Genomic DNA, 10,947 nt, shown 5'->3' with positions numbered 1-10,947 from the left:
GTCGATCGCCGTCTCCCTGCGCCGCAGCAAGAAGTACCGCACGCGGATCATTCCGGGCGGGGCCGTCGGCGTCGACCTGAAGTCCAAGGTCTGCGTCATCCGCACCATCACCGACGAGATCGTCAACGAGCCGTACGACTACATCGTGCTGGCCCCCGGCAGCATCACCCGTACCTTCGACATCCCCGGTCTGACGGACCACGCGTTCGGGATGAAGACGCTCGCCGAGGCGGCGTACGTCCGTGACCACGTGATCTCGCAGCTTGATCTGGCCGACGCGAGCCAGGACCCGGACGAGCGGGCCTCGCGGCTGCAGTTCGTGGTGGTCGGCGGCGGCTACGCGGGCACCGAGACCGCGGCGTGCCTGCAGCGCCTGACGCACGCCGCCGTGAAGCGCTACCCGCGGCTGGATCCGGGGCTGATCAAGTGGCATCTGATCGACATCGCGCCGAAGCTGATGCCGGAGCTCGGCGAGAAGCTCGGCAGCAGCGCGCAGGAGATCCTGCGCCGGCGGGGCATCGAGATCTCCCTGGGCGTCTCCATCGCGAAGGCGGGCCCCGAGGAGGTCACCTTCACCGACGGGCGGGTGATCCCGACCCGCACGCTCATCTGGACCGCCGGGGTCGTCGCCAGCCCGCTCATCGCCACGCTCGGCGCCGAGACGGTCAAGGGACGGCTCGCGGTCGCCCCCGAGATGAACCTGCCGGGCAACGACGGGGTGTTCGCGCTCGGCGACTCGGCCGCCGTGCCCGATCTGGCCAAGGGTGACGGCGGCGCCATGTGCCCGCCCACCGCGCAGCACGCCCTGCGGCAGGGCAAGCATGTCGCCGACAACGTCATCGCGGCGCTGCGGGGGCAGTCGATGCAGCGTTACGTTCACAAGGACCTCGGGCTCGTCGTCGACCTCGGCGGCACCGACGCGGTCTCCAAGCCGCTGGGCATCGAACTGCGCGGCCTGCCCGCCCAGGCCGTGGCCCGCGGCTACCACTGGTCGGCGCTGCGCACCAACGTGGCCAAGACGCGGGTCATGACGAACTGGCTGCTCAACGCGGTCGCCGGCGACGACTTCGTGCGGACCGGCTTCCAGACCCGCAAGGCCGCCCGGCTGAAGGACTTCGAGTACACGGACGCCTATCTGACGCCGGAACAGGTGCGGGAGCACATCGAGGGGACCGGCCGGCGGGAGTAGGCAGGGCCGAAGGGGAGCTTCCGTTTCCGGCATGACATGCTGAGATGCGGATCTTGGTGTGGGTCGGGAGAGAGTGCGGCAGCGTGAGGGCAGCAGGACGTTCGGTGTGGACAGGACTGCGGGACCGGATCGCGGCGTCCGACCCCGGGCTGCTGCGCCTCACGGCCGGGTTGCGCACGGTCGGCGCGATCGCGCTCACCCTGGCCGTGCTCAGCCTGTTCGGGGCCGATGTGCACCAGCTTGTGGCGGGGGCCATGGCGGCGATGGTCGCCACCTTCGCCATCCGGGAGAAGCAGCTCGGACCTCAGGCCGTGACACTGGCGCTCGGGCTGCCGGTGGCGCTGGCCTCCGTGTCCCTGGGTGCCTTTCTTAACGCGCGTCTCTACGTCGGTGACATCTTCTTCGTCGTCCTGATCTTCTGCGCGGTCTACGGCCGCCGGTTCGGCGACCGTGGCACCGCGCTGGGGCTGATCGGCTTCCAGATCTACTTCCTGTCCCTGTTCGTCGGCGTCACCGTCTCCTCGCTGCCCGCGCTGTGCGGCGTCATGACCGTGGCGTTCTGCTCCAGTGCCGTCATGCGCTTCGCGGTGGTGCCCGCGACGCCCACGGGCGTCCTCATGCGGCTGCGTCTGGCCTTCCGCGCCCGGCTGGCCCAGCTGGTGGCAGCGCAGCTCGACCTCCTGGACGCCGACGGGGACGAGATGGACAAGGCCCTGGATGCGGTGCGCGAGGGCACCGCGCGGCTGCACGAGACGGCGATGATGATCCAGGCGCAGCTGGACGAGGGCACCCCGGACGAGTCGGTGGCGCGGCTCGTGCAGCGCAGGGTCGCGGACGCGGAGATCGCCGCCGAGCGGCTCGGTCTGCTGTTGCTGACCGCCCGCAGCGCCGAGCGTGCCGACACGCTCACCCTGCACCTGCCGGGTGCGCCCGCGCCGTCGCTGAGCGCGCCGGCGGTGCCGGACGAGGCCACCGCCACGCTCCGCCGGGATCTCCAGGCGCTGCGCACCCTCGTGCTGCGGGCCGGGAGCGGCGATACGGGCACCGCGCTGGCCCACGTACGCAACCGGCTGCTCGGCTACCGGGACGAGGAGAACCTCCCGGCCGCGCCCGCCGCCGTCCAGGACGTCTTCCGGGGCATCGGCGAGTCGGCCCGCGCGGTCATGGGTCTGCGGATCGCGCTGGACGGCCCGCAGGACGAGTCGGACGACACCCCTGCCACGGCCCGCTCCCGCGAGGAGCTGGACGCCGAGGACGCCGCGATCGACGGCGGCGGCGAAGAGCCGGCCGCCGAGGAGGAGACGGGGCTGCGGCGGCCCACCACCCGTGCCGCCGTGCAGGTCGCCGTCGGCTCGACGCTGGCCATCGTGGGCGGCGAGCTGCTGTCCACACAGCGCTGGTACTGGGCGGTGCTGACCTGCTGGATCGTTTTTCTGAACACCGCCTCGACGGGCGAGATCCTGGTCAAGGGCTACCGGCGGCTGCTCGGCACGGTGTTCGGCGTCGTGGCCGGGATCGTGCTGGCGGGCCTGGTCGGGCAGCACACCTGGACGGCGTTCGCGCTGGTGCTGGTGCTGATCTTCGCGATGTTCTACTCGGCGCCGTTGTCGTACACGCTGATGTCGTTCTTCGTCACGGCGATGCTGGGGCTGCTGTACACGCTGCTGCACACCTACAGCCTCGAGGTGCTCGTGCTGCGGGTGGAGGAGACCGCTCTCGGTGCCGCCTGCGGCGTGGTCGCGGCGGCCCTGGTCCTGCCGGTGCGGACCGACCGCCGTACGAACGAGCTGCTCGGCACCGTGCTCGAGCGGCTGGCCGACGTCACCGAGGCCGCGGTCGGGCAGCTCAGCGGCGGGCCCGCCGACGAGCTGCTGGACAAGGCGCGTGACCTGGACCAGGCGCTGGCCGACCTGCGGGCCGCCACGCAGCCGCTGACCCACCCGGTCACGCCGCTGCGGGCCCGGCGCCACACGGCCCGGTACGTGGTGGCACTGCTGGAGACGTGCGCGTACCACGCGCGGACGCTGGCGGCGACCGCCGAGCTGCTGCCCACGCATCCCTCGATCGCGGCGGACCCGCGGTTGCGCGGGGCCGCGGCGCGTACCGTGCGCAACATCGGGACCATCGCGGCCCGGGTCGAGGACGAGCACACCGGGGCCCGGGTGGAGACCGGCCCGAGCATCGCCTCACTGCTGGGGTCCGACGCCGGCACACCGCGCTACGGCCGGATCACCGACCGCGTGCTGCGCCACCTGGAGCGGCTGGACGAGGCCGTGGTGGGCCTGGCCCGGCCGCTGGGCGTGCCGGTGGCGGAACCCCGGGGCTGAGGCCGGTACCGCTCAGAAGTCCGTGGGCAGTCCACTCACCTCGGCGATGCCCCGGAGCTCCTCGGTCTGCCTGTGCCGTTCCTTGATGTAGTCGGCTATCTCGCCGAGCCGGTCCGGGTCGGACGCGGTGGTCGCGTCCGTGACGATCCTGACCGGGCCGGTCTCGTCGACGTCGAGTTCGACCACCTCGTTGTCCAGGCGGCCGGTGACGGCGGTGGCGATGACGAGGGCCACCTCGTCACGCACCTCTTGGGGCAGTTCGTCGCCGGCCCCTGAGTCGAGCGCGAAGTCGAGGCTGGACAGGCGCTCCTCGTCGATCGCCTCGAGAACCGGTTCCACCACGCGCATCAGGAGGCGGTAGTCCTCGGTGTCCATCCGGATGCGCAGGAGGTCCAGGTACATGTCCACGGGCCGGTCGTCGCCATGCGGAATCTCGGAATCGCTCATTGGCTACGTGTTCCCCGCACGACGCGGCTCAGACGCGTCGCCAGCGGGCCATGGCGAAGGAGAACACCCCGAACAGCACGAGCCCGGCCGCGACGCAGACCAGCAGCCAGGGGCCGAGCGGGGTGTCGGCGAAGGTGCGCAGGGTGTCGTCCAGGCCCTTGGCCTTGTCGGGTTCGTAGTCGATCGCGGCCCGGACGGCGAAGACACCGGCCACGGCGAACACCAGCCCGCGGGCGGCGCCGCCGGCCACGCCGGTGACGTCCACCAGCCGCCGGGTGCGGGGGCCCATCTGCCCGAGCCGGAGCTTGTCGTGGTACTTGCGCAGGACCGCCCGTACGCCGATCCACCCGCCCGCGCCGACGATCGCGATCCCGGCCGCGCCGACCAGCCACTGCCCGGCGGGTATCTCCAGTGCCCTGGCGGTGGCGTCCCGGGACTGCTGGTCGCTGGAGCCGCCGCCGCTCTGGTCACGGCTGGCCGCGAACGACAGCACGGAGTAGGCGACGAAGACGTAGAACGCGAAGCGGACCCCCGCCATCAGTCGTTTGCGGGCGCTGCGGCCGTCCTGTCCGACGGAGCCGAAGAACACCTCGGACAGCCGCCACAGGGCCATGCCGACGAGCCCGATGCCCAGGGCCCACAGCAGCACCGCTCCGAACGGCTTCTGCGCGATTGCCGCCAGGGCTCCCCCGCGGTCGGCCTGCTCCTTCGTGTCGCCGAAGGCGATCTGCAGCGCCAGCGCGCCCACGAGCAGATAGATCACGCCCCGGGCGGCGAGTCCCGCCCGTGCCGCCCCCTCCGTAACGGAACCCCGTGCCACCCGTCGGGCCCGGAACCGTCCGTTCTGTGCCAGCGCACTCGTGTTCATGTCGACCTCCCGGCGTTCCGGATGCCCCGGCTCGGCGGCCACACACCCGGCCGGCCGTCGGACCAGCGCATTCCGGCCTGGCTGCCCCGGGAGAGCCCGGCCGGACCGGGCATGCGAAGGGGCCCGGCCGCGGCTGATGCCGTCGGCCGGGCCCCATTCCACCCGTCGTCAGGTGACCAGGGCAGCGGTCTCGCGGGCCGGTGCGGGTGCGGTCGCGAGCCACTGGTGAGCGACTTCCAGGGCTCGCCCGATGTCACGGGTACCGGTGGTCACGCACAGCGTGTACGCCAGGTCGCGTGCTCGCCAACCGGCCTCCGCCGGTGCGCCTCCGGCCCCGGCGGCCGACAACAGCGCCTCGTACTCGTCGACGAGGCGGCGCAGCACGGCGGGATGGGGTCTCAGCATGTGGTTCTCGCTCCTCGTGGGTCGGGTGGTCAGGCCGTCGTGGAGGTGCCGCCGCTGTCCAGGGCGCCCGTCCGCTGCCCCATGGCCTCGTCGCGCACGCGGGCGCAACTGCGGCTGATGAGACGGGAGACGTGCATCTGGGAGATGCCGAGGTGGTCGGCGATACGGCTTTGCGTCATGTCCTCGAAGAAGCGCATGTAGAGGATGGCCCGTTCGCGTTCCGGCAGGCGGCGCAGGCCCTCCTTGGCGGACTCGCGGTCGACCACGACGTCGTAGGAGGCGTCCGCCGCGCCGAGGGTGTCCGCGAGGCTGTAGCCGTCGTCGTCGGCCGAGAGCTCGGCGTCCAGCGACAGGGTGCTGAAGCTCTCCAGCGCTTCGAGCCCGGCGCCGACCTCTTCCTCGGTCAGGCCGGTGCGGGCGGCGAGGTCCGCCACGGAGGGCTCGGGGCTGCCCGGGTTCTGGGTGAGTTCACGGCGGGCCACCCGCACCTTGTTGCGCAGTTCCTGCACACGGCGGGGCACCCGCAGGGCCCACATGCGGTCCCGGAAATGCCGCTTGACCTCGCCGGTGATGGTGGGGACGGCGTAGCTCTCGAAGGCTCCCCGGCTCGGGTCGAACCGGTCGACGGCCTTGACCAGACCGAGAGCCGCGACCTGCTTCAGGTCCTCCAGCGACTCTCCGCGGTCGCGGAAGCGGCCGGCGATGCGGTGGGCCATGGGCAGCCAGAGCGCGACGAGTTCGTCACGGACGGCCTCCCGCTCGGGACCCTCCTCCAGTTCCGCCAGCCGGGTGAAGAGGGCCGCGGTGTCAGGGGCGTCGTCGTGCCGCCGCCGGGCGGCGGTGGTCGTCGTTCCGGGCGTGTCGGGGCGGTTCGTGGGCGTGTCGATGAGCATGCGGATTCGCTCCTGACAACGGTGATTTCAGGGTCTACCGCGGGAAAAGTCGCTGCCCGGATCGCCTGGAGGGCCTCCGGGGCAGCCATACCGCTCCCGCTGGCGCGCCTCCGGTCCGAAGCACGAGATTGCGACTGCCCTGCCCCCGGTGGAACAAACTCCACTTTGCTGTGCAATCTGCCCGGGAGCCGGCACCCGGGTTTCAGGCGAGGGGCACGACGGCGGTGATGCACTTGCCGCCGGCGGGCAGGTCCGAGACGCGGACGTCACGGGAGAGCCTGCACACGATGGGCCAGCCGTGGCCCCCGTGCCGCAGCCGTCCGTGCGGATCGGTGGGCGGCGCGGTCACGGGCAGTGCGTCACTGCGGTCGCTCACCGAGAGTCGCACGCCGGGGCCGTCGACGTCGACCCGGAAGTCGGTGACGCCGCCGCCGTGCAGGATCGCGTTGGTCGTCAGCTCCGAGACGACGAGCAGCGCGTCGGACAGGGCGTCCGCGTCGCACGGGGTGTGCGTGTCGCGGCAGCGTTCAGCCACGGCTCGCTCCACGGCCCGGCGCGCCTCGGCGGGTTTGCACGGCCGGGTCCGGTCCGCGCCGAGCGGCCCGAAAACGGATTCGATCATGTGCTCGTCGCACATCCTTCAGCTCCCTGGTCGGTGAAGACGGAAGCCGGGTCCGGCCCGCGTTCCGTGGCCGTCCGCACGGGCACGCCTGGGGCTCACGGTGCCCGCTGCTTCCTTCAACCTGCCGCGGCGTTCGGGGCGCGCACCTCGCGAGCGCCGCGGGCCTCTTCTCTTCGGCTGACCTCTCCCCGCACCTGCAAACCTCCAGTCCGCCTCCTCCTGTCGAAAAGCGCCCGAACGGCCGCCAGTCGATGCCATCTCAGCGCGCTGCGTGGGTAGGCGGGGTGCATGACCGATGTGGTGGACTCGGACGAACTGCTGCGGCGTATCCGGCGCGCGAGGACCTGCGCGATGCGGGAGGAGCGGACGTGGCATACCAGGAGCGAGGAACTGGCGGCGACCGACCCGAAGGGGGCCAGGGACGCGACGGTACGAGGGATGTCCTACGAGGCGGTGGTCAGGGTGCTGGACGAGATCCTGACTCCGGGCAAACACAGTCCGGAGGGCTGACCGGGAGAGCCCGTACCCGGTGCCGGACAGAGGCCGATCGCGACGAGACGTGCCGGGAACCCGGCGCGGATGACGGTCGACCACACCCGGGCACCGGTTCTGGAAGCTCCACGGCGACGTGCTGGCCTCGGGCGGTCTGAACGACCGGCTCACCCGGGGCCGGGTACTGCAACGGGCACAGGAGCTGATGGCCGACGCGGTGCACGCCGGTATCGAACCCGTCCGGGTCGAGCCCCGCTGGGACACCGAAAGGAAACTGGCCCATCCGCCGTCCGCCGAGGACATCGAGCGGGCCTTCGAGTCCCACCCGGACGCACGGGGCGCGCTGGTCACGAGCCCCACGCCGTACGGCGGTTGCGCGGACCTCCGGGCGATCGCCGAGGTGTGCCACCGGCGTACGTGACCGCTGATCGTGGACGAGGCGTGGGGCGCGCATCTGCCGTTCCACGCCGCTCTGCCGTCCTGGGCGATGGACGCGGGCGCGGACATCCGCGTGACGAGCATCCACAAGATGGGCAGCGGCCTGGAGCTGGGCTCCGTCTTCCATCTGCGGGGGGGGGACCTGGTCCCGCCGGCGCTGCTGCGGACTGGATCCCCCGGCCGAGGTCCGGTCCGCCATCGAGGAGATCGACGGGCTGCACGTCAACGACCGGCGGGACTTCTGCGGCCCGGGACTGTCCGACGACTTCGACCCGCTGCCCGGCGTCATCGATCTCGCCGGGCTCGGGATCACGGGCTTCCAGGCGGCGGACTGGCTGCGCGAGCACCGGCACGTCGACGCGCATCTGGTGGACCACCGCCGCATCGGCATGCAGATCACCCACGGCGACGACCGGGAGACGACCGGGCAGCTACTGGAGGCGCTGCGCGATCTCGCGCGGGCCGCGCGGGATCTGCCCCGGGCGCCGCGGGTGGAGGTGCCGTCGCCGGCCGGGCTGCGGATGGAGCAGGCGGTGCTGCCCCGCGACGCGTTCTTCGGCCCGGCCGAGGACGCGCCGGTGGCCGAGACGGCCGGACGGGTCGCGGCGGAGATGATCACGCCATATCCGCCCGGTATCCCGGCCGTGCTCCCTGGTGAGCGTCTCACCGAGCCGGTGCCCGGAGCTCGATACGGTTCGGGTCGTCGCCGAGAGCGCGCGGTGACTCCGACGTGAAACGGGTCACCCGACCCGTCAGGGGTGCGCACTCGACCTTCGGATGGTTTATCGTTCATTCATACGTGGTGGCGGAGTCGAACCCGTGGTCCTCCCCATCACCGCTAACGGCCCTGGCTGGTCTCCCCCGTCCAGCCAGGGCTTTTTCATGCCCGGAGAAAGTTGGGCACGCCGAGGTGCCCGAGTCCCCGCCAGCGGCTGAAATGGGCGTAGGGAGAAAGCACCGGAAGTCGACCGCCCGGCGAGGAGCTCCGCGTCATGACCAAAGCGATCAAACTCCTGACCGCCCTGCCTCCGCCCCAGCGGCAGCGTCTGATGACGCTCGCGCGGGAGGTGTCCTTCCCCGAGGACACCCGCATCTTCGAGGCGGGCGCCGCGGCCGACCGCTTCTGGGTCATCCGCTCCGGTGCCGTCTCCCTGGATCAGGAAGTCAACTCCCTGCAACGGGTGACCGTGGCCAGCCTCGGCGCGGGCGACCTGCTCGGCTGGTCCTGGCTGTTCCCGCCGCACACCTGGGACTTCGGCGCGGTGGCGTTCAGTCCCGTGCGGGCCTACGAGTTCGACGCGGCGGCCGTGCTGGAGCTGTGCGAGGAGGACTCCCAGCTCGGGCTGCTGCTGGTGCGGTCGGTCGCCGAGGTGCTCGCACACCGTCTGGAGATGACCCGCGGCAAGCTGATGGAGCAGTACACACTGCACCGGCGAGGAGCGCTGTGAGCGCTGTGAGCCTTCAGATCCGGTAGCGGCGCAGTGCCGGTACCGCGGCGGCCAGGGCCAGCATCACGGCGACGACGAGCAGGCCGCCGCCCGTGACGGCGGTGCGGGGGCCGAAGGCGGAGCCCGCCGTGCCGTGCAGCACGTCAGCGAGGCGCGGGCCGCCCGCCACGACGACGGTGAAGACGCCCTGCATGCGCCCGCGCATCTCGTCTGTGGCGGCGGACAGCAGGATCGCCCCCCGGAAGACCATCGAGACCATGTCGGCCACACCGGCCACGGCGAGGAACGCCACCCCGACCCACAGACTGCTGCTCAGCCCGAAGCCCGCGATGGCCACACCCCACGCGACCACCGCCCCGATGACCATCCAGCCGTGCCGGCGCGCCCGGGAGAAGGTTCCGGAGAACAGTCCGCCGAGCACGGCGCCGATGGGGATCGCCGCGAACAGCAGGCCCAGCGCGAGCCCTTCGCCGTACGGCGCGTAGGTCTGGGCGGCGAGCTGCGGGAACAGGGCGCGCGGCATGCCGAGGACCATGGCGATGATGTCGGCGAGGAACGACAGCCACAGCACGGTGTGCCCGGAGATGTAGCGGAAGCCGGCGACGATCTCCCGCACGCCCGCGCGGCGTTTTCCCGTGCCGTCCAGGGGCGGCAGCGACGGCAGCCGGTACACCGCCCACACCGTGGCGCACAGGGCCAGGGCGTCGATCAGATAGAGCTCGGGCAGGCCGATCACGGGGATGAGGGCGCCCGCGAGCAGAGGGCCGGCCACCTGGCCGGTCTGCATCACGGTCGAGCCGAGGGCGCCCGCCGCGGGCAGTTCGTCCTCAGGGACCAGCCGGGCGATGGAGGCGGTGCGGGCCGGTGCGTTCAGGCCCCAGAAGGCCTGCTGTATCGCGAGCAGCACCATGAGCGCGGCCACCGACTCCAGACCGGCGAAGGCCTGGAGCCAGAACAGCAGCGAGGTGACGGCGATGCCGCTGTTGGTGATCAGCAGCAGCTTGCGCCGGTCCATGCTGTCGGCGATCGCCCCGCCCCACAGCGCGAACACGATCAGGGGCACGAGGCCCGCCAGGCTCGCCGCGCCTACCCACGCCGAGGAGCCGGTGATGTCGTAGACCTGCTTGGGCACGGCGACGGCGGTGAGCTGGCTGCCGACGGCCGTGACGATGGTCGAGCCCCACAGCCGCCGGTAGGCGGGGCGGCGCAGGGGGCGGGTGTCCATGGCCCAGCGCCGCCAGCCGCGGCGCCGGGGTGCCTCCGGCGCCGGATCCTGCTCTTGCGTCCTGCTCTCGCTGGTGTCCACTCGCCGCTTCCTGGATGCTCGCTACATCTACCCGGCCGGGGATCACTATCCCACCGGCCGCCGAGCGCTCCGGAGCCGAGGGGTCAGCTTCCGGCGATGAGCGCGGCACCGAGCACGATCATGGTGACGGCGAGCAGGCCGTCCATGACGCGCCAGGCGGCGGGCTTGGCCAGGTGACGGCCGAGCAGCCGGGCGCCGAAGCCGAGGGCGGTGAACCAGCACAGGCTGGCCAGCACGGCGCCGAGTCCGAACGTCCAGCGCATTGGGCCGTGGTCGGCGGCGACGGAGCCCAGCAGGAACACGGTGTCGAGGTAGACGTGCGGGTTGAGCCAGGTCATCGCCAGGCAGGTGAGCACGGCCCGGCGGCGTGACCCGGCCGCCTCCCCCTCCGCCCGGAGCGCGCCGCCGCCCGGCCGGAACGCCCGGCGGGCGGCCAGGGCGCCGTAGCAGAGCAGGAACGCGCCGCCGATCCAGCCGACCGCCGTCAGCGCGCCCGGCCACGTCACCACCAC

At 72.1% G+C, this 10,947-nt stretch carries 11 protein-coding genes and 1 pseudogene; 5 read left to right on the top strand and 7 right to left on the bottom strand.

Annotated features, from left to right (window positions below):
- Together ACFTZL_RS32765 and ACFTZL_RS32760 are read left to right on the top strand one after the other, a co-directional pair.
- Positions 1 to 1,189: NAD(P)/FAD-dependent oxidoreductase (locus ACFTZL_RS32765; RefSeq protein ID WP_382590191.1), on the top strand; the 1,189-nt coding region annotated here is incomplete at its 5' end.
- An 83-nt stretch (positions 1,190 to 1,272) separates the two neighbouring features.
- Positions 1,273 to 3,516, top strand: a complete 2,244-nt coding sequence (locus ACFTZL_RS32760) for an FUSC family protein (protein ID WP_382590188.1) — start codon at positions 1,273 to 1,275, stop codon at positions 3,514 to 3,516.
- 12 nt (positions 3,517 to 3,528) lie between these two features.
- Here ACFTZL_RS32760 and ACFTZL_RS32755 read toward each other — a convergent pair whose 3' ends face one another.
- The 5 genes from ACFTZL_RS32755 to ACFTZL_RS32735 all read right to left on the bottom strand — a co-directional run bounded on the left by ACFTZL_RS32755 (position 3,529) and on the right by ACFTZL_RS32735 (position 6,766).
- Positions 3,529 to 3,963 (bottom strand): hypothetical protein, encoded by a 435-nt coding sequence (locus ACFTZL_RS32755; protein WP_382590185.1) that lies wholly within the window; start codon positions 3,961 to 3,963, stop codon positions 3,529 to 3,531.
- A gap of 28 nt (positions 3,964 to 3,991) precedes the next feature.
- Positions 3,992 to 4,831, bottom strand: a complete 840-nt coding sequence (locus ACFTZL_RS32750; RefSeq protein ID WP_382590183.1) for a DUF1206 domain-containing protein — start codon at positions 4,829 to 4,831, stop codon at positions 3,992 to 3,994.
- Positions 4,832 to 4,999: 168 nt separating this feature from the next.
- On the bottom strand, positions 5,000 to 5,236 hold the full coding sequence (locus tag ACFTZL_RS32745) for a DUF5133 domain-containing protein (RefSeq protein WP_382590180.1): 237 nt from the start codon (positions 5,234 to 5,236) through the stop codon (positions 5,000 to 5,002).
- Positions 5,237 to 5,265: 29 nt separating this feature from the next.
- Positions 5,266 to 6,129: a SigB/SigF/SigG family RNA polymerase sigma factor gene (locus ACFTZL_RS32740; RefSeq protein ID WP_382590178.1), complete on the bottom strand. Its 864-nt coding sequence runs from the start codon at positions 6,127 to 6,129 to the stop codon at positions 5,266 to 5,268.
- A 202-nt stretch (positions 6,130 to 6,331) separates the two neighbouring features.
- Positions 6,332 to 6,766: an ATP-binding protein gene (locus tag ACFTZL_RS32735; protein ID WP_382590175.1), complete on the bottom strand. Its 435-nt coding sequence runs from the start codon at positions 6,764 to 6,766 to the stop codon at positions 6,332 to 6,334.
- A gap of 273 nt (positions 6,767 to 7,039) precedes the next feature.
- Between ACFTZL_RS32735 and ACFTZL_RS32730 the strand changes: the two genes are divergently transcribed.
- From ACFTZL_RS32730 to ACFTZL_RS32720, 3 genes and pseudogenes are all read left to right on the top strand, one after another.
- Positions 7,040 to 7,261: a hypothetical protein gene (locus ACFTZL_RS32730; RefSeq protein WP_382590172.1), complete on the top strand. Its 222-nt coding sequence runs from the start codon at positions 7,040 to 7,042 to the stop codon at positions 7,259 to 7,261.
- Positions 7,262 to 7,373: 112 nt separating this feature from the next.
- Positions 7,374 to 8,358: pseudogene (locus ACFTZL_RS32725) on the top strand (aminotransferase class I/II-fold pyridoxal phosphate-dependent enzyme); the annotation flags it as partial.
- A gap of 315 nt (positions 8,359 to 8,673) precedes the next feature.
- Entirely contained in the window at positions 8,674 to 9,129 is a 456-nt protein-coding gene (locus tag ACFTZL_RS32720; protein ID WP_382590169.1) for a cyclic nucleotide-binding domain-containing protein, read from the top strand.
- A gap of 13 nt (positions 9,130 to 9,142) precedes the next feature.
- Here ACFTZL_RS32720 and ACFTZL_RS32715 read toward each other — a convergent pair whose 3' ends face one another.
- Together ACFTZL_RS32715 and ACFTZL_RS32710 are read right to left on the bottom strand one after the other, a co-directional pair.
- Positions 9,143 to 10,435 carry an MFS transporter gene (locus ACFTZL_RS32715; protein ID WP_382590166.1) on the bottom strand — a complete coding sequence of 431 codons (1,293 nt, stop codon included), beginning with the start codon at positions 10,433 to 10,435 and terminating at the stop codon, positions 9,143 to 9,145.
- Positions 10,436 to 10,518: 83 nt separating this feature from the next.
- A partial coding sequence (locus ACFTZL_RS32710) for a LysE/ArgO family amino acid transporter (protein WP_382590164.1) occupies positions 10,519 to 10,947 on the bottom strand: 429 nt, incomplete at its 5' end.

Source organism: Streptomyces sp. NPDC056948, assembly GCF_042674225.1.
In the GTDB taxonomy this organism is placed as follows: Bacteria; Actinomycetota; Actinomycetes; order Streptomycetales; family Streptomycetaceae; genus Streptomyces; species Streptomyces purpurascens.
This window is presented reverse-complemented; position numbering and strand designations above follow the sequence as displayed.

Bases quoted from the DNA above. Each gene is read 5' to 3' on its own strand.
- ACFTZL_RS32750 (WP_382590183.1), bottom strand. From the start codon at position 4,831: ATGAACACGAGTGCGCTGGCACAGAACGGACGGTTCCGGGCCCGACGG.
- ACFTZL_RS32755 (WP_382590185.1), bottom strand. From the start codon at position 3,963: ATGAGCGATTCCGAGATTCCGCATGGCGACGACCGGCCCGTGGACATG.
- ACFTZL_RS32730 (WP_382590172.1), top strand. From the start codon at position 7,040: ATGACCGATGTGGTGGACTCGGACGAACTGCTGCGGCGTATCCGGCGC.
- ACFTZL_RS32745 (WP_382590180.1), bottom strand. From the start codon at position 5,236: ATGCTGAGACCCCATCCCGCCGTGCTGCGCCGCCTCGTCGACGAGTAC.
- ACFTZL_RS32740 (WP_382590178.1), bottom strand. From the start codon at position 6,129: ATGCTCATCGACACGCCCACGAACCGCCCCGACACGCCCGGAACGACG.
- ACFTZL_RS32735 (WP_382590175.1), bottom strand. From the start codon at position 6,766: ATGTGCGACGAGCACATGATCGAATCCGTTTTCGGGCCGCTCGGCGCG.
- ACFTZL_RS32720 (WP_382590169.1), top strand. From the start codon at position 8,674: ATGACCAAAGCGATCAAACTCCTGACCGCCCTGCCTCCGCCCCAGCGG.